Annotated in this window: 16 protein-coding genes and 1 tRNA gene; 9 read left to right on the top strand and 8 right to left on the bottom strand. The window is 74.5% G+C overall.

Annotated features, from left to right (window positions below; all coding sequences use genetic code 11):
• Positions 1 to 19 precede the first annotated feature (19 nt).
• Positions 20 to 1,684 (bottom strand): arginine--tRNA ligase, encoded by a 1,665-nt coding sequence (argS, locus tag O7606_RS25405; protein WP_281596509.1) that lies wholly within the window; start codon positions 1,682 to 1,684, stop codon positions 20 to 22.
• 99 nt (positions 1,685 to 1,783) lie between these two features.
• Between argS and O7606_RS25400 the strand changes: the two genes are divergently transcribed.
• The 4 genes from O7606_RS25400 (at position 1,784) to O7606_RS25385 (ending at position 4,625) form a co-directional block, all read left to right on the top strand.
• Entirely contained in the window at positions 1,784 to 2,602 is an 819-nt protein-coding gene (locus O7606_RS25400; protein ID WP_281596508.1) for a DUF3105 domain-containing protein, read from the top strand.
• 13 nt (positions 2,603 to 2,615) lie between these two features.
• The gene (locus O7606_RS25395) at positions 2,616 to 3,290 is read left to right on the top strand and encodes a DUF305 domain-containing protein (protein WP_281596507.1); all 675 of its coding nucleotides are present in this window, start codon (positions 2,616 to 2,618) and stop codon (positions 3,288 to 3,290) included.
• A gap of 291 nt (positions 3,291 to 3,581) precedes the next feature.
• The gene (locus O7606_RS25390) at positions 3,582 to 4,301 is read left to right on the top strand and encodes a winged helix-turn-helix domain-containing protein (RefSeq protein ID WP_281596506.1); all 720 of its coding nucleotides are present in this window, start codon (positions 3,582 to 3,584) and stop codon (positions 4,299 to 4,301) included.
• Positions 4,302 to 4,550: 249 nt separating this feature from the next.
• Positions 4,551 to 4,625: transfer RNA gene (locus O7606_RS25385), tRNA-Arg, on the top strand.
• A gap of 223 nt (positions 4,626 to 4,848) precedes the next feature.
• Here the strand turns inward: O7606_RS25385 and O7606_RS25380 are convergent.
• Positions 4,849 to 5,829: an ATP-dependent DNA ligase gene (locus tag O7606_RS25380; protein WP_281596505.1), complete on the bottom strand. Its 981-nt coding sequence runs from the start codon at positions 5,827 to 5,829 to the stop codon at positions 4,849 to 4,851.
• 220 nt (positions 5,830 to 6,049) lie between these two features.
• On the opposite strand from O7606_RS25380, the gene O7606_RS25375 reads away from it, so the two are divergent.
• A complete protein-coding gene (locus O7606_RS25375) occupies positions 6,050 to 6,595 on the top strand; it encodes a TetR/AcrR family transcriptional regulator (protein ID WP_281596504.1) in 546 nt (181 codons plus the stop codon).
• 34 nt (positions 6,596 to 6,629) lie between these two features.
• Complete coding sequence (locus O7606_RS25370; RefSeq protein WP_281596503.1) at positions 6,630 to 8,855, top strand: MMPL family transporter; 2,226 nt, start codon at positions 6,630 to 6,632, stop codon at positions 8,853 to 8,855.
• 53 nt (positions 8,856 to 8,908) lie between these two features.
• On the opposite strand, the gene O7606_RS25365 is transcribed toward O7606_RS25370, so the two are convergent.
• A complete protein-coding gene (locus O7606_RS25365; protein WP_281596502.1) occupies positions 8,909 to 10,165 on the bottom strand; it encodes an erythromycin esterase family protein in 1,257 nt (418 codons plus the stop codon).
• Between the two features lie 71 nt (positions 10,166 to 10,236).
• Here O7606_RS25365 and O7606_RS25360 point away from each other — a divergent pair, with 71 nt between their 5' ends.
• A complete protein-coding gene (locus O7606_RS25360; RefSeq protein ID WP_281596501.1) occupies positions 10,237 to 10,431 on the top strand; it encodes a DUF2795 domain-containing protein in 195 nt (64 codons plus the stop codon).
• 23 nt (positions 10,432 to 10,454) lie between these two features.
• Here the strand turns inward: O7606_RS25360 and O7606_RS25355 are convergent, their stop codons facing one another.
• The 5 genes from O7606_RS25355 to O7606_RS25335 form a co-directional block, all read right to left on the bottom strand.
• Positions 10,455 to 12,101 (bottom strand): molybdopterin-dependent oxidoreductase, encoded by a 1,647-nt coding sequence (locus O7606_RS25355; RefSeq protein WP_281596500.1) that lies wholly within the window; start codon positions 12,099 to 12,101, stop codon positions 10,455 to 10,457.
• A gap of 86 nt (positions 12,102 to 12,187) precedes the next feature.
• Positions 12,188 to 12,829, bottom strand: a complete 642-nt coding sequence (locus O7606_RS25350) for a fasciclin domain-containing protein (protein ID WP_281596499.1) — start codon at positions 12,827 to 12,829, stop codon at positions 12,188 to 12,190.
• Between the two features lie 87 nt (positions 12,830 to 12,916).
• Positions 12,917 to 13,657 carry an anti-sigma factor gene (locus O7606_RS25345; protein ID WP_281596498.1) on the bottom strand — a complete coding sequence of 247 codons (741 nt, stop codon included), beginning with the start codon at positions 13,655 to 13,657 and terminating at the stop codon, positions 12,917 to 12,919.
• A gap of 11 nt (positions 13,658 to 13,668) precedes the next feature.
• A complete protein-coding gene (gene sigK / locus O7606_RS25340; RefSeq protein ID WP_281596497.1) occupies positions 13,669 to 14,322 on the bottom strand; it encodes an ECF RNA polymerase sigma factor SigK in 654 nt (217 codons plus the stop codon).
• A 130-nt stretch (positions 14,323 to 14,452) separates the two neighbouring features.
• Positions 14,453 to 15,352, bottom strand: a complete 900-nt coding sequence (locus O7606_RS25335) for a Gfo/Idh/MocA family oxidoreductase (protein WP_281596496.1) — start codon at positions 15,350 to 15,352, stop codon at positions 14,453 to 14,455.
• A 224-nt stretch (positions 15,353 to 15,576) separates the two neighbouring features.
• On the opposite strand from O7606_RS25335, the gene O7606_RS25330 reads away from it, so the two are divergent.
• On the top strand, positions 15,577 to 15,972 hold the full coding sequence (locus tag O7606_RS25330; RefSeq protein ID WP_281596495.1) for a hypothetical protein: 396 nt from the start codon (positions 15,577 to 15,579) through the stop codon (positions 15,970 to 15,972).
• The gene (locus tag O7606_RS25325) at positions 15,965 to 16,384 is read left to right on the top strand and encodes a hypothetical protein (protein ID WP_281596494.1); all 420 of its coding nucleotides are present in this window, start codon (positions 15,965 to 15,967) and stop codon (positions 16,382 to 16,384) included. The genes O7606_RS25330 and O7606_RS25325 overlap by 8 nt, the downstream gene beginning before the upstream one ends.
• The last annotated feature ends 36 nt before the right edge of the window (positions 16,385 to 16,420 follow it).

Below are 16,420 nucleotides of genomic sequence, written 5' to 3'. Positions count from 1 at the left end.
CACTTCTCGGGTCCGCATGTCACATCCTCTCCGGGGCGGAGACGCCGAGCAGGCGCAGCCCGTTGGCGATCACCGTACGGGTGGCGTCGTTCAGCCAGAGCCGGGCCCGGTGCCGGTCGGTGACCTCCTCGTCGCCACGCGGCAGGATCCGGCAGTTGTCGTAGAACCGGTGGTACGCCCCGGAGAGGTCCTCCAGGTAGCGGGCCACCCGGTGCGGCTCCCGCAACTCGGCGGCGGTGGCCACCACGGCCGGGAACTCGGCGAGCGCCTTGAGCAGCTCGTTCTCCTTCTCGTGGTCGAGCAGACCGGGGCGGAACGCCGCGGCGTCGCCCCGCGCCAGGCCCACCTCGGCGGCGTTGCGGGCGACGCTCGCCGTCCGCGCCGCGACGTACTGCACGTAGTAGACCGGATTGTCCCGGCTGGCCCGGGTCCACAGCTCCACGTCGATGTCGATCGGGGAGTCGAAGGAGTAGCGGGCCAGCGCGTACCGGGCGGCGTCCACGCCGATCGCGTCGACCAGGTCCTCCAGGGTCACCACCGTGCCGGCCCGCTTGCTCATCCGCACCGGCGCGCCGTCGCGGACCAGGTTGACCAACTGGCCGATGAGGATCTCCAGGTTCCGGGCCGGGTCGTCACCGAAACAGGCCACCATCGCCCGCATCCGGCCGACGTAGCCGTGGTGGTCCGCGCCGAGCATGTAGACCGCCCGGTCGAAACCCCGGAGCCGCTTGTCCAGGTAGTACGCGCAGTCCGCGGCGAAGTACGTCCACTCGCCGTTGGATTTGCGCAGCACCCGGTCCTTGTCGTCGCCGAAGTCGGTGGTGCGCAGCCAGACCGCCCCGTCGGTGTCGTAGACGTGGCCCTGTGCCCGCAGCCGGGTCAGGGCCCGCTCCAGCTCACCCCGGTCGTGCAGGCCCTGCTCGCTGAAGTAGAGGTCGAACTCCACCCCGAACTGCCCCAGCGACGACCTGATCTCCGAAAGCATCAGCGCGACGCCCTCGTCCCGGAAGACCCGGTGGGCCGCCGCGTCGTCCAGGGTCGGCGCCTCCGGCCGGGCCGCCCGCACCCGCTCGGCGATCTCGGCGATGTACGCCCCGCTGTAGCCGTCCTCCGGGGCCGGCTCGCCCCGGACGGCGGCGAGCAGCGAGGCGGCGAACCGGTCGATCTGGGTGCCGGCGTCGTTGACGTAGTACTCGGTGCCGACCTGCGCGCCGGTGGCCCGCAACAGCCGGCCCATCGCGTCGCCGACGGCCGCCCACCGGGCCCCGCCGATGTGCACCGGGCCGGTCGGGTTGGCCGAGACGAACTCCAGGTTGATCTTCGTGCCGGCGAGCCGGTCGCTGTGGCCGTACGCCGGGCCGGCCTCGACGATCGACCGGGCCAGCGCCCCGGCGGAGGCGGCGTCGAGCCGGATGTTCAGGAAGCCGGGGCCGGCGATCTCCACCGACTTGATCCCCGGGGCCCGCCCGAGCTGCTCGGCCAGGGCGGCGGCCAGCTCCCGCGGCGGCTGCCCGACCTTCTTCGCCAGTTGCAGGGCGACGGTCGAGGCGTAGTCACCGTGCTCCGGGTTACGGGGTCGCTCCACCGCCGTCCGCTCCGGCAGGGCGGCACGGTCCAGCCCGCGCTCGGTGAAGACGGCGTGGGCAGCGGAGAGAACGACCTCGGCGAGTTCTGCGGGAGTCACTTAACCATGTTATCGGGGGTAGACTCGGTCACTCGTGGGCGACCCTGCGCGTCAACCGGCCCGCCACACTCCCCTGACCGACCGACCTGACGAGGCACCATGAGCATCAGCACCCCGGGCGGCGACCAGCGCCGTCCGTCCGTGGTCAGCACCGGCAAGAAGCCGGCGGCCGGCAGGCCCGCGGCCGACGCGAAGAACGCCGCCGAGCGACCCGCCGGTGGCGCCCGCCCGGCGGGCGGCGGCAAGGGCAAGGGCAAGGGCCCGAAGAAGCCGATCGCCCCGGTGAAGGTCAGCCAGGGCCGGGCGTGGGGCCCGATCGCCCTCGGCGTCGCGGTCGCCGTGCTCGCCGTCGCGATCATCGGCTACGGCGGCTGGGCCGCGTTCCAGGGCTCCAAGCCGTGGGAGGAGCGGGCCAGCGACATCGACGGCGTCAGTAACTTCCGGGAGAGCGACCCCGACCTGGTCAAGGGTGGCGACCACAAGACCGGCGCGATCCAGTACTCGGTCCTCCCGCCGGTCGCCGGTCCGCACAACGCCGCCTGGCAGAACTGCCAGGGCAACGTCTACGACGCCCCGATCGCCAACGAGCACGCGGTGCACAGCCTGGAGCACGGCGCGGTCTGGATCACCTACCGTCCCGACCTGCCCGCCGACCAGGTGGCCAAGCTCGCCGAGAAGGTCCAGGGCCAGGAGAAGACGATGCTCAGCCCGTTCGAGGGGCTGGACAAGCCGATCTCGCTCCAGGCGTGGGGCTTCCAGCTCAAGGTCGACAACGCCGACGACAGCCGGATCGACGAGTTCATCAAGACGCTGCGGATCAACGCGTCGATCGAGGGCCCGAACGCCAACTGCGGCCAGGGCATCACCGCGACCGGCACCACCCCGCGCGAACTCCAGCAGCAGATGCCGCAGCAGTGAGGACGGACCGGAGATGACCGCACCGACGACGACGCAGACCACGCCCGGGGCGACGACCGCCGCCGGCGCGGGCGGCCCGACGGGCGGCGCCGGCCGCCGTCGGGGCACCCTGGCGCTGGCCGTCGCCGTCGTGGTCGGTCTTCTCCTCGGGTACGCGGGGGGCCTGCTCACCCCCCGCCTCACCCGCCCCGGGGACGCCTCGGCGGAGGCGGGCTTCGCCCGGGACATGACCACCCACCACGCCCAGGCGGTGGAGATGGGGCTCATCGCGTTCGACCAGGGCGCCGACGGCGAGGTACGTCAGATCGGCGGCGACATCGCCACCGGGCAGCAGGGCGAGATCGGCATGATGCAGGCGTGGCTGCGGTCCTGGGACCTCGACCCGACCGGCTCCCAGCCCCGGATGTCCTGGATGCCGGACGGCACGAAGATGATGCGGGACGGGCTGATGCCCGGCATGGCCACCCCCGACGAGATGGCCCGGCTGCGCGAAGCCCGGGGCACCGAGGGCGACATCCTGTTCCTGGACATGATGATCGACCACCACATCGGCGGCGTGCACATGATCGACGCGGTGCTGGAGCACGGCGGCGATCCCGAGGTCCTGCGCACCGCCCAGGTCATGAAGAACACCCAGCAGAAGGACCTGAACAACCTCCGGGCGGCCCGGGACCGGCTACGCGGCTGACTCCCGTACCTCCTGCCCACCGACGATCGCCGCCCCGTGTCCGGGGCGGCGATCGTCGTCTACCCCCGCTCACCCGTCCCGCCCGGCCGGGGCGGGGCCGCCGGGGCGGACGCCTGGTTCACATCGCGGAAACGGGGGCGTCGCGCCGGACGGACCACCCCGTTTCCCGGAAACCTCCCCGAGCTGAGTGGATCAAGAAAGAGACTTGCACCCTTTGACCGATTCGACGATTTCAGGGTTTTCGTGCCCAGATATCGTGACCCGGGGGGATTGGAGGTCGTTGCGCAGAGTGTGGGGGTTGCACTCAGAGACGCACGACGGTCGGTCACCAGTTGGTGCCGACGCCACACGATCGGCGGTGACGGAGCGGTGGCAGCCGTCCGTCGCGGACAACGGCCGGGCGAGTCGGGACCGCTCAGCCGCGAACAGGAACTGGACCTGATCGACGCGCTGCGGGGCGTCCACCCCGACGCGTTCGGCCTGGCCGAGGAGCTCTGGACCCGACAGAGCCTGACCAGCCTCATCCAGCGCCGGTACGACCTGCCGCTGGAGGCGGGGGCCGTCGGGGCGTACCTGCGGGCGTGGGGGTTGGGCCCCCGGGAACCCCGGGAACGCGCCTGCGGGCTCTGCGTCGGCGCGGTGGAACACTGGGTCCGCACCGAGTACCCGGCGATCACCGAAGCGGCCCAGGAGCACCTGTCCGAGGTCTACTGGCTCGGCCGGGTACGCCTGCGCGGCACCATGCCGGCCGCGGACGTGGTCTCGGCCGTCTCCTCCCGGGGCCGGGTCCGCTTCATGATCACCACGCCGTCGGTGGACCCGCCGCTCCCCCGGGACTTCGTGCTCCGGCTCAGCGGCGCGGACGAGCGGACGGTGCACGTGATCGTCGACGGCTCCTGGCCCCGCAACGAGTGGCCACGCCGGCTGCCCCGGCGGATCGCGCTGCACCCGTTGCCGAGTTGCGGACGCGCCCTCGTCGCCCGAGCGGGTCGACTCGGCCCCGCCGCCTGACGACGTCCCGGCCCCGCCGGCTACCGCGCCCGCCGGCCCGCTCGATGACGTCCCGGTCGGTGATCAGGAGCTTCGAGCCTCCGGCGCCACTGAGCAGCGCGCAAGGCTCTTGATCACCGGGGCCGGCCCGCGGCTCCGGTCCGGGAAGCCGGTGGTCTTGGCCGCGGCGTCGGGGCCGAGCGACGGCGCGCCACCGGATACCGATTCGGCGCTCCCGGGGGGTGTTTGCTACTCTTCTCGCGTCGCTGAGCCCCCGTAGCTCAGGGGATAGAGCACCGCCCTCCGGAGGCGGGGGCGCAGGTTCGAATCCTGCCGGGGGCACCAGAGCAGACCAGCACGAAAAGGCCGCTGACCAGGGCAAACCAGGTCAGCGGCCTTACTCGTGTGTCCGGCCTCATCCCGACCGTCAGCCGGTGTCGGCTGCTGTGGGCTGGTGTCTGTGCCGAAGTGGTGCCGGCGTCCGGCGCGGCCTCGCATCCATCGCCACGCGCCGACCGGGGGTTCCTTCCTGACGTTTCGGGGACCGGAAGTGACGCGCTGCCCGGCGTCACTGGTCGGGGGTGGCCGCCTCGGCGGCGCGGCGGGCGCGGGCGCGGCGTTTCCCCTCGTGCATGGCCTGCACCCGGGCGACCGGGATGGTGTGTCCCTCGGCGACCAGGTCGGCGGGGAGGCGCTGCGGCGCGGGCATCCGCCCCGCCCAGGGGTCGTCCTCCGGACCGGTCGACGCGGGCACCGTCCGGATGGTGAGGTCAGCGGGGGTGACCTGGGCCAGGTCGGCCCAGTCGACCGGGTACGAGACCGGCACGCCGGGCCGCAGCCGGGGGCTGTACGCGGCGACCACGGTCGCCCCGCCGGCCCGGGTGGAGTCGACGAAGACGCGTCCACCGCGGTCCTCGCGGATGAAGGCGGTGGTGGCCAGCGCCGGGTCGAGTCGGGCGGCACGGGCGGCCAGCGCCCGGGTGGCGGCGGCGCTGTCGGCCGCGTCGACGTCCGCCCCGACCGGCACGAGGATGTGCACGCCCTTGGCGCCGCTGGTCTTGACCGCCCCGGTCAGCCCCGCGTCGGCCAGCGCCTGGCGGACCAGCTCGGCGGCGGCCACGACCAGCGCGAAGGAGTCGCCCTCCGGCGGGTCGAGGTCGAGCACGAGGTGGGTGGGGCGGTGCGGGTCGTCGACGGTGGTGAGGGTCGGGTGGTACTCGACCGACCGCTGGTTGGCGAACCAGAGCAGGGTCCGACGGTCGTCGCAGAGGGCGTACGACACCTCGCGGTGGGACGCTTCCGCCCACACCGCCGTCCGGCGTACCCAGTCGGGGGCGTACTTCGGCAGGTTCTTCTGCATGAACGGGGCCTGCCCGCGCAGCGCGCGTACCACGGAGAGCGGTCGGCCGCGCAGTCCCGGGAGGATCCGGTCGCGCGCCGCGTCCAGGTAGTCGACCAGGTCCCGTTTGGTGACGCCGGCCCCGGAGAACAGTGGTTGGTCGAGGTTGGTCAGGGACACCCCGTCCCGGGTCTCGTCGGCGCCGGCCATCCGTCCACCTTCCTGCCCGGGCGGGCCGGGCGCAACCGGACCCGCCGGGCGTGGCCGGTGTCCGGTCCGGCCCGGACTCGGAGGGCGCCGGGTACCCGTCGACGGTGGTACGGCTTGTCCGGTCCGACGGGAATGTGGCGAAGACCACCATGATCTCCTGACCGATCGGTCAGGTGCTGACCGATCGGTCAGGCATGCTCGGTGCAGGAGGTGGACGACGGTGGCACGGGCGGTACCGGGAACGCGGGACGAGATCCTCGCCGCCGCGGCGCGACAGTTCGCGGTGAGCGGCTTCAAGGGCACCTCGTTGCAGGACATCGCCCGGGAGGCGGGCTGCTCCAAGGCGGCGGTGCTCTACCACTTCGCCAACAAGGAGAGCCTGCTCACCGAGTTGATGGCTCCGGCCATCGCCACCCTCTTCGCCCTGGACGCGCAGCTCACCGGCCTGTCCGGCGGGGCCGCGCGCCGTACCGCCACCGAGGGCTTCGTCGAGCTGACCCTGCGGTTCCGCCGGGAGATAGCCCTGCTCCACGGGGAGTTCCCGGAGCTGCTGGAGCATCCCGCCTTCGCGCCCATCCAACGCTGCTCCGAGCGGCTGCTCGACGCGTTCGCCGGCGGCTCCGGGCGGGCCGAGGACCGGATCGCCGCGCTGATCGTGCTGGCCGGTATCCCGGCCGCCTGCGCGGAGTTCCCCGATCTCGGCGACGCCGAGCTGCGGGCCGCCCTGTTGACCGTCGTCCGGCGGGCGCTTGCCCCACCCGACTGATCCGACCGACCAACCTGCGAGGACAAGGAAGACCATGGCGACCCTGTTGTACCGGCTCGGCCGGAGTTCACTGCGTCGACGACGCCTCGTCGTAGCGCTCTGGCTCGTGGTGCTCGTCGGGCTCGGCCTGACCGCGGCGCTGTTCCGTGGCACCACGTCGAGCGACTTCACCATGCGCGGCACCGAGTCACAGGAGGCCATCGACCTGCTCGCCCGGGAGTTCCCGGCGGCCAGCGGCGCCACCGGCACCATCGCGGTGAAGGCTCCCGAGGCCGGCCAGCTCGGCACGCCCGAGGGGCAGGCCGTGATCGGCGAGCTGGTCCGGGAGGCCGGCGAGCTGCCCGGCGTGGTCGGCGCGGTCGACCCGGTCCAGTCCCGCGCGATCACCCCCGACGGCCGGTACGCGCTGATCCAGGTGCAGTTCGCCGGGGGCGCGGATGAGGTCACCGAGGAGCAGCGCGACGCGTACGCGGAGGTCGGCGCGCGGGCCGAGAGCCAGGGATGGCAGGTCGCGCCCGGCGGCGAGGTGCTCAACGCCGAGCCGGAGGTCGGCTCGACCGAGGCGCTCGGCGTGCTGGTCGCCCTGATCGTGCTGGTGGTGACGTTCGGCTCGCTGGTAGCCGCCGGAATGACCATGCTCAACGCGCTGATCGGGGTCGGCGTCGGGATGGCCGGGCTGTTCGCGCTGAGCGGCGTGGTGGACCTGACCAGCACCGCCCCGATCCTGGCGCTGATGCTCGGCCTGGCCGTCGGCATCGACTACTCGTTGTTCATCTCGTCCCGGTACCGGCAGAACCTGCTCGCCGGGCTTCCCGCCGAGGAGGCCGTCGGCCGGGCGGTCGGCACCGCCGGCTCGGCCGTGGTCTTCGCCGGCGCGACCGTGGTGATCGCGCTCGCCGGGCTCAGCGTGGTCAACATCCCGTTCCTCACCGTGATGGGTCTGGCCGCCGCCGGCACGGTCACCGTGGCGGTGCTGGTCGCCATCACCCTCCAGCCGGCGCTGCTCGGTTTCGCCGGCCGGCGGGTGCTCCCCCGCAAGCTGCGCGCCGCTGTCCCGGCGGGCGGCGAGGTCCCGGCGGGCGGCGAGGTCCCGGCGGGCGGCGACGCCGCAGGGGGCGGCGTGGAGGACCGGGCCGGCTTCGGCTTCCGCTGGGCGGGCTGGGTCACCAGGTTCCGGATCCCGGTGATCCTGGCCGGGCTGATCGGGCTCGGTCTGCTCGCCCTGCCGACCACCGAGATGCGGTTGGCGCTGCCGGACCCGAGCACCGCGCCGGTGGGCACCGCGGCCCGCACGTCCAGCGACCTGATCAGTGAGGGTTTCGGTCCCGGCTTCAACGGCCGGCTCGCGGTGGTCGTCTCCGGGGACTCCCCGCAGCAGACCCAGGCCGCCCTGCCCCGGGTCGCCCAGGACATCCAGGCCGTCGACGGGGTGCTCGCCGTCGCCCCGCCGCAGGTCAGCCCGGACGGCCGGACCGCGCTGCTGGGCGTGATCCCGACCGCCGGCCCGACCGACGAGGCGACCGAGACCGCCGTGCACGACATCCGCCGCGCGGTCGACGGCATCGACGGCGTCGACGTGCTGCTGACCGGCGTCACCGCGATCGGCATCGACGTGTCGGAGAAACTCGCCGACGCGCTCCCGGTCTACCTGCTGCTCGTCGTGGGGCTGTCCGTCCTGCTGCTGATGCTGGTGTTCCGGTCGATCCTGGTGCCGGTCAAGGCGGCGCTGGGCTTCCTGCTGACGGTCGCGGCGACCTTCGGCATCACCGTCGCGGTCTTCCAGCAGGGCAAGCTCGCCGACCTGGTCGGGCTGGACACCCCCGGGCCGCTGATCAGCTTCCTGCCGATCCTGCTCATCGGCATCCTGTTCGGCCTGGCCATGGACTACGAGGTCTTCCTGGTGTCCCGGATGCGGGAGGACTTCGTGCACGGCGACACCGCCGCCCAGGCCACCATCAACGGGATGGGGCACGGCGCGCGGGTGGTCACCGCCGCGGCCCTGATCATGATGTCGGTCTTCGGCGGCTTCGTCTTCCTCGACGACCCGGTCATCAAGTCGATCGGCTTCGCGTTGGCCATCGGCGTGGCGATCGACGCGTTCGTCGTCCGGATGACGATCGTCCCGGCGGTGATGTCGCTGCTCGGTGACACCGCCTGGTGGCTGCCCCGCTGGTTGCGGCGGGCGCTGCCGAACGTGGACATCGAGGGTGAGGGCCTGCGCGCCCACCTCGACGGGCAGCAGCGCCCGACGCGCTCCTGAGCAGCCGGCAGGGGCCCCTCCGAAACCGGAGGGGCCCCTGCCCGACCGGCCCTTCACATGCCGGCCGGCCAGGTCTCCAGCTCGCCGACGGTGGTCAGCGCCGGCAGCGGATGCAGGGCGGTGGTCTCGTCACACCAGACGAAGGCGTCGTAGCGCTCCCCCAGCCGGGTCGGCACGTAGTTGGCCCACCGCTCGGCCCCCGGGTCGTAGACCACGCCGATCGCCCGGTGGTCCACGGTGTCGGTGACCCAGCCCGGCTGGTCCGCGCCGCCGAACACCAGCACCGCCCGTTCCGGCAGCAGCTCGTGCAGGCGGTGTTCCAGGGAGTCCGGCCGGGCCGGCGGCGTGGTCATCGCCTCGGCCGCCGAACCCCAGCGCGGCGCGGCGATCAGCCCGCCCCGCCACCCACCGAACCCGACCAGCAGCACCGCCCGGTCGCCGTGCCGCTCCCGGGCGAGCTGACCGATGTTGACCACGCCCCCCTCGACCATGTCGGTGGCCCGCGCGTCCCCGACGTGGGTGTTGTGCGCCCACACCACCCCCCGGGCGTCCGGGCCGTACCGGTCCAGGAGCCGGTCCAGGGTGTCCGCCATGTGGGTGTCCCGCACGTTCCAGGAGTCGTCCCCGCCGCCGACCATCGTCCGGTAGTACCGTTCCGCGCCGGCCACCACCTCCGCGTTCTGCCAGGCCGAGAAACTGTCCGCGCCGTCGTTGGCGGCCTGTTCCCGGGTACGCGTCAGCAGGCGCACCACCTCCTGCTCGCAGCGCGCCGACACGAACCGGCTGGCCAACGCGTACTCCTCGGGTCGTTTGCCGTACGGCTCGAAACAGCGGTACGCCTCCTGAGCGGCCTCCAGCGACGACGGGTCCTCCTCGCCCAGGTAGTCGAAGATGGCCTGCATCGACTCCCAGAGGCTGTAGACGTCGAGGCCGTGGAAGCCGGCGCGGGCGCCCTGCGGCCGGTCCAGGTTCCACGCGCGCAGCCACCGGCAGAACCTGGCCACCTCGGCGTTCGACCACATCCAGGTCGGCCAGCGCTCGAAGCGTTCCAGCGCGGTGACCGGGTCGGCGGCCCCGCCCGGGGCGGCGGTGACCGAGCGGTGCACCCGGTCGCAGTCCGGCCAGTCCCCCTCCACGGCGACGAACGAGAACCCGCACTCGGCGATCAGCCGCCGGGTGAGCTGCTCCCGCAGCCGGTAGTAGTCGTAGGTGCCGTGCGTCGCCTCGCCCAGCATGACGATCCGGGCGTGCCGGGCGCGTTCCAGCAAGGCGTCGAAGTCGCTCGGCGCGCCGAGCCGCTGGACCTGCATGGCCAGGGCTACCCGGGGCGGGTGACGACAAACCCCGGTGTGACCGGCGCGGCAACGGGTACGCCGGCCACATGACGGTCGGCGGCGGGCGGTTGCGCGAGTACCTGGACGGGCTGGACTACCCGGTGTCGCGGGAGGACCTGGTCCGGCGGGCCCAGGAGAACGGCGCGGGCACGGAGACGCTCCAGGCGCTCCGGGCGCTGCCGGTCGAGGAGTTCGGCTCCGCCACCGAGCTGACCGAGGCCATCGGCCCGCTCCCCGGCTGAGAGCCCCGCCCGGGGGAGACGGCTCAGCCGACGGTCACCCGGATCGTGTGCCAGCCGGTGGCCCCGTCCGGGAAGGGGGGCCGGCGTTCCTCGGGCTGGGTCGCGCCGGTCCGGTCGGTGGCGCGTACCCGCAGGTTGTGCTGGCCGGGCCGGGCCGCCCACCGGTAGCGCCACTGGACCCAGGTGTCGGTGGACGGGGCCGGAAGCAGCGTCGCCGGCCGCCACGGCCCGTCGTCGACGGCGACCTCCACCGCGGCGATGCCCCGGTGCTGTGCCCAGGCCACTCCGGCCACGGTGACCGGGCCGGCGTCCAGGCGGGCGAACGGGGTCGGCCGGTCGATCCGGGACGCGGTCCGCACCGGCGCCTGCCGGGCCCAGCCCCGCCGCACCCAGTACGCGTCGAACGCCGCGAACGTGGAGACCTCCAGCTCGACCAACCACTTGCAGGAGCCGGCGTATCCGAAGACGCCGGGGGTGAGCATCCGGACCGGGAAGCCGTGGGTGAACGGCAGCGGCTCGCCGTTCATGCCGACGGCCAGCAGGACGTCCCGGCCGTCGAGGACGGTCTCCAGCGGGGTGCCGATGGTCATGCCCTCCGCCGAGCGGGCCACGAGCTGGTCCGCTCCGGGCCGGATGCCGGCCGCCCGCAGGAGCGGGGCGAGCGGCGCGCCCAGCCAGCGGGCGGTCCCCACGTACGGGCCGCCGACCTCGTTGGAGACGCAGCTCAGCGTGATGTCCCGCTCGACCAGATCCCGGCCGAGCAGCTCGTCGAAGCGCAGCTCGACCGGGCGGTCCACCATGCCGTGCAGCCGCAGCCGCCACTCGCGTGGGTCGAGCCGGGGCACCGTCAGGGCGGTGTCCACCCGGTAGAAGTCGGCGTTGCGGGTGTGGAAGTCGGGCCCGACACCGGCCGGCAGCGGGGACGCCGGGCTCGCCGGGGCCGGCAGGCGGACCGCCTCGCGGGAGCGGGCCGCGTCCCGCGCGGTGAGCCGGCGCAGCGCGGCGGCGCCCGACCCGACCAGCAGGATGCCGCCCAGCACCAGCGGGACGTCCCGCAGCAACGTCCGCCGTGGCACGGGTACGGGGCCGCTGCCGTCGTCGGGCGCGGGGGACGACTTCCCGCGCTGTGCCCGGAGCAGGAACGACAGGACGGTGGCGGCGACCAGGGCGCCGGCCAGCGCGGGCAGGACGTCGACCGGACGGGCGTCCGGGCGGGTGAGGGCGGCGACCGCCGCCACCGCGCCCAACCCGACGGCCCCGAGCAGCCCGGCGGGTGGATGCCGCCGGGCCAGCGCCCCGGCCGTTGCGGCGAGCAGGACCAGGAGCGCCCCGATGCCGCCGAGCAGCAACGGCTTGTCGGCCGTGCCGAAGGTACGCACGGCGAACTCCTTGACCGGGGTGGGCGTCGCGTCGATGACGGCGGCGCCGACCGCGACGAGGGGCGCGCCCCGTGGCCCGGTGACCGTGGCGACGAGTTCCGCCACGACCACCCCGGCGACGCCGGCCAGCACGCCCAGCCCGGCGGCGCCGGCCAGCGCCTTCGCGCCGGTGGAGCCGGCCAGAACCCCCGCCCCGGCGGTGGCGGCGACCGGCCGGGGGCCGGCGGGCGGGCCCTGGTCGTCCGACCGGGGTGACGGACCGGGGTCGGTGGAGCGTGGCCGCGGACGCATGGGGACCTCCCGGGGTGGGCTGGCCGGGGTGGTCCGGCCCGCCGGGGTCGTCCCGGCGGGCCGGGCGGCGCCCGGGGGACGGAGGGTCAGGACTTCGGCATCAGCACGGTGTCCACGATGTAGACGGTGGCGTTGGCGGTCTGGACGTTGCCGCAGATCACCATCGAGTTGCCGTTGACGGTGAACTCGGTGCCGCCGCCGGTCACGGTGACCTCGCCGCCCTGGAGGGTCGGGTGGGTGCCGGCGAGCTGTTCCGGGGTCAGCCGCTGCGGCACCACGTGGTACGTGAGCACGTCGGTGAGCGTCTTCTGGTCGGCGAGGACCTTGTCCAGGTCGGCCTTCGGGATCTTGCCGAAGGCGTCGTTGGCCGGGGCGAACACGGTCGCCGCCTGGGTGTTGTTCAGCGAGTCGACCAGCCCGGCCTGCTTGACCGCGGTGACCAGGGTGCTCAGCACGGGGTTGCCGGAGGCGGCGGTGGCGACCGGGACCTTCGCCATGGCCGCGAAGCTGCCCGGGTCGCCCGCGTCGGTGGGGACCGCCGCGCAGCCGGGGCCGAACTCGCCGTCGGCCATCGCCCCGGAGCTCGGGCCGGCCATGTCGGAGGTCGTGCTCGACGCGCTCGGGGCCGGCGCGGCCGTGTCCTCCTCGGTCGACTCGCCCCCGCAGGCGGCGAGGGCGAGCGCGAGGGCGGCGACCGCGGCGACGGTGGCGAGGTTCCTGGTACGCATCACACGAATCCCTTCGAAAAAGCATCGTTGCTGTCTGAACGGGATTCGTTCCGCGAAGCCCCACCGGATGGGCCCTTCCGGGACTTTTCAGGTGAGCGACATCACAGTCAACGGTGGCGTGGTGGGCCGGGCCGAGCCACCCGCCGGCTCCTCGGTCACCCCGAACAGCGTCCGGTCCCGCACCCCGGCGACCAGCACCGTGCCCGCGTCCGCGCCGGCCGGCAGGACCCCCGCCGAGCCGGGGGTGGTCCCGGTGAAGAGCCAGAGCTGGTACGTCCGGTCGCCGGCCGGACGGGGCAACCCGCCCAGGGTCACCACGCCCCGGTCCAGGGTCGACGAGATCACCACGCTGACCCGACCGCCACCCGGCAGCACCCGGGTGCGCACCACCGCGTCCGGGGCGGTCAGCACGGCACGGATCCGGTCCCGTTCCGCCGTCAGCGCGGTGACCGTGGCGCGTTCGTGGCGTACCCGCTGCTCCTGGACGGTCCAGGTGACCGCGCCGCCCCCGGCGACCAGCGCCCCGGCGGCGACCGCCAGGGCCACCCGCCGCCGCCACCGACCGGCCCCGCCCGCCCGGCCCGGCCGGGCCGCCCGACCGGGCCGCTCCTGCGGGGTACGGCGGACGGCGGCCAGCACCTCGTCCCGCAGCCGGGGCGGCGGCACCGACCAGGTGGGGTCGGCCAGCCTGGCCGCCGCCTCGCGCAGCTCGGCCACCTCGGTGGCACACGTCCCGCAGTCGGCCAGGTGCCGGCGGAAGGCGGCCCGCTCGACGTCGTCCAACGCGTGCAGGACGTACGCGCCGGCCAGCGCGTGGATGTCGGTCATGGTCTCCCCCCTCACCGGCCCAGCTCCACGCCGAGGCAGTCACGCAGCCGGATCAGCCCGTCCCGCATCCGGGTCTTGACGGTGGGCAGCGCGGCCTCCAGCAGGGTCGCCACCTCGCGGTAGGTGTGCCCGCCGTAGTAGGCGAGGGTGATCGCCTCCCGCTGCACCTCGGTCAACGCGCCCAGGCAGCGACGGACCTGCTGACGTTCCAGCCGTACCGCCGCCTCCTCGGCCACCTCGTCGTACGGGGTCTGCGCGGAGCCGGCCGCGACCCGCCGGGTCCGCTCCGCCCGGGACTCCTCGGACCGCACCCGGTCCACCGCCCGCCGGTGCGCGATGGTGAACACCCAGCCGGTGGCCGAGCCCCGGGTCGGGTCGAACCGTCCGGCGGTCCGCCAGACCTCCACCAGGGCCTCCTGGGTGACCTCCTCGGCCTGGGCCGGGTCCCGCAGCACCCGCCGGACCAGCCCGTACACCCGGGGCGCGACGATCCCGTACAGCCGCTCGAAGGCCGCCTCGTCGCCGCGCCCGACCGCCCTGAGCAGCCGGTCCGCCTCGGCCGTGGCGTCCGGCACGGCGGACGGGACCGCCCGCAGCGCCGACCCGTCCGGTGGCCGGTCGCCGACCCGTGGGACCCGCCCGGCACCTGTCCCGCCCTGCGTCATCGCCGGGCCCTCCGTCCGCTTCCGTCCGACAGCACGGTAGGCGTTCGGAGCCGCCACCGGCCCGGATGGGTCCGACCCGTGCCGGTCCGAGCCGGCCTGACCCCGAGCCGGCCCGACCCGGCCCGGCCGGTCAGACGTCGACGGCGCGGGCCTGCGCGCGGGCCGTCTCGGCGGCGGCCAGCACGGCCACCACCTCCCGGCCGAAGCGGACGTCGCAGCGGTGGTCGCGGGCGCCGGCGTCGACCTCCGCGAGCAACTGGTCGAGCGCGGCGCCGAAGGCGACGAGCGGGGCGCGCTCGACGCGGGGCAACGCCTGCGCGCCGTCGTCGCCGAAGAAGACCGTCTCCTGGATCGTCATCGCCGGTGGGGCGTCCAGGGTGAGCGAGAGCGCGCTGGTCGCGCCGGCGTCGTGGGTGAGGAGCAGATGCGCCAGCCCGCGCGGGCCGTCCGTCGCGGACACCCGGGTCACCCGGCCGAGCACCGGCAGCACGACGGAGAGCGCGTGCGGGCCGACGTCCCACAGCGCGCCCCGCTCCCGCCGCCACGCGGACTCCCCGTACCGGTGCCCCGGCTGGAAGATCGAGGCGAACATGGTGACCCGGGCGTGCCGCCAGCCGCCCGCCGCGGCCGCCGAGGTGAGGAAACCCGCCACAGCCGGGTGGAAGCGCTGGGTGAAGAAGACCACCGAGGCGACCCCGGACCCCTCGGCGGCGGCCACCACCCGGTCGGCGTCCGGCAGGCTCAACGCCAACGGCTTCTCCAGCAGCAGGTGCCGGCCGGCGGTGGCGGCCCGGACGGCGATGTCGGCCTGCACGTCCGGCGGGAGCGCCACCGCGATCGCGTCCACCGCGTCGATCAGCGCGTCCACGTCGTCGTGGGCGGGCACGCCGTACCGGGCGGCCAGCGCGCCGGCCCGCTCCGGGTCGCGCCCCCAGACCCCGGCCAGCTCGGCCCGGGGGTGCGCGGCCAGCGCCGCCGCGTGCGTCTCCGCGGCCCAGTGACCGGTGCCGAACAACCCGAACCGCAGCACGTCGCCCCCTCGCCCGTCGCCGGGCGGGTCACCCGGTCGTCTCCGCAGACTAGTGCCGGCCCGGGGCTCCGGCGCGGTGACCAACGGGCCACCACCACCCGGGCCACCACCACCGGGTACGACCACCCGGTCGGCCGCCCGCGCGGTGGGCCGGTCGGTCGGCCCGGCGCGCGGTCGGCTCAGTACGCTGTGCCGGTGACCGAGCCGACGACGGGGAGCCCTCGATGACCAGCGCCGCGGCAGCCGGCTCGCCGGTGGACGGCGTCCTCCCGACCGTGGTGATCGTGCTGTCGCTCGTCCTGGCCGCCTGGAGTCTGGTGACCGTGGCGCGGAACCGGCCGCCGGACCGTACCCACCTGGTGGGGTTGGTGGTCCTGGAGGCGGCGCTGCTGGCGCTGGCCGTGGTCGCGCTGGTCGCCCTCGGTGGCGGGGAACGCCCGGGCGAGCCGGGCGCGTTCGCCGGCTACCTGGTGACGCTGGTCTTCCTGCCGCCGCTGGCCGGGGTGCTGGCCCGGATGGAGCCGACCCGGTGGGGCGCGGCGATCGTCGGGGTGGTCTGTCTGGTGATCCCGGTGGTGGTGGTGCGGCTCCAGCAGACCTGGGCGGTCGTCGGTGGTTGACGTCCGGTCGTCCACGCGGGGCACCAGCCGGGGGCCGGGCCGGCTGCTGGTCGCCGTCTACCTGCTCTTCGCCATCGCGGCGACGTCCCGCGCCGGGCTCCAGATCGCCACCCGGTTCGACGAGGCCCGGGTGGCGTACCTCCTCTCCGCCCTGGCCGCGGTGATCTACATCGTGGCGACCGTGGGGCTGGCCCGGGGCGGCCGGGCCGGCCGCCTGATCGCGTTGGCCTGCTGTTCGGTGGAGCTGGTCGGGGTCCTCGGGGTCGGCGCGCTCAGCGTGGTCGACCCGGAGCTGTTCCCGGACGACACGGTCTGGTCGCGGTTCGGCAGCGGGTACGGCTACATTCCGCTGGCGCTGCCGGCGCTCGGCCTGTTCTGGTTGTGGCGCACCCGCCGCGACCCGACGGCCTGACCGGGCCGGTCGACCCGACGGCCGGACCACGCCGCC

This window comes from Micromonospora sp. WMMD882 (assembly GCF_027497255.1).
In the GTDB taxonomy this organism is placed as follows: Bacteria; Actinomycetota; Actinomycetes; order Mycobacteriales; family Micromonosporaceae; genus Micromonospora.
This window is presented reverse-complemented; position numbering and strand designations above follow the sequence as displayed.

Coding starts and splice junctions, on each gene's coding strand:
- O7606_RS25400 (WP_281596508.1), top strand. CDS start 1,784: ATGAGCATCAGCACCCCGGGCGGCGACCAGCGCCGTCCGTCCGTGGTC.
- O7606_RS25395 (WP_281596507.1), top strand. CDS start 2,616: ATGACCGCACCGACGACGACGCAGACCACGCCCGGGGCGACGACCGCC.
- O7606_RS25380 (WP_281596505.1), bottom strand. CDS start 5,829: ATGGCCGGCGCCGACGAGACCCGGGACGGGGTGTCCCTGACCAACCTC.
- O7606_RS25370 (WP_281596503.1), top strand. CDS start 6,630: ATGGCGACCCTGTTGTACCGGCTCGGCCGGAGTTCACTGCGTCGACGA.
- O7606_RS25365 (WP_281596502.1), bottom strand. CDS start 10,165: ATGCAGGTCCAGCGGCTCGGCGCGCCGAGCGACTTCGACGCCTTGCTG.
- O7606_RS25360 (WP_281596501.1), top strand. CDS start 10,237: ATGACGGTCGGCGGCGGGCGGTTGCGCGAGTACCTGGACGGGCTGGAC.
- O7606_RS25355 (WP_281596500.1), bottom strand. CDS start 12,101: ATGCGTCCGCGGCCACGCTCCACCGACCCCGGTCCGTCACCCCGGTCG.
- O7606_RS25350 (WP_281596499.1), bottom strand. CDS start 12,829: ATGCGTACCAGGAACCTCGCCACCGTCGCCGCGGTCGCCGCCCTCGCG.
- O7606_RS25345 (WP_281596498.1), bottom strand. CDS start 13,657: ATGACCGACATCCACGCGCTGGCCGGCGCGTACGTCCTGCACGCGTTG.
- sigK (WP_281596497.1), bottom strand. CDS start 14,322: ATGACGCAGGGCGGGACAGGTGCCGGGCGGGTCCCACGGGTCGGCGAC.
- O7606_RS25330 (WP_281596495.1), top strand. CDS start 15,577: ATGACCAGCGCCGCGGCAGCCGGCTCGCCGGTGGACGGCGTCCTCCCG.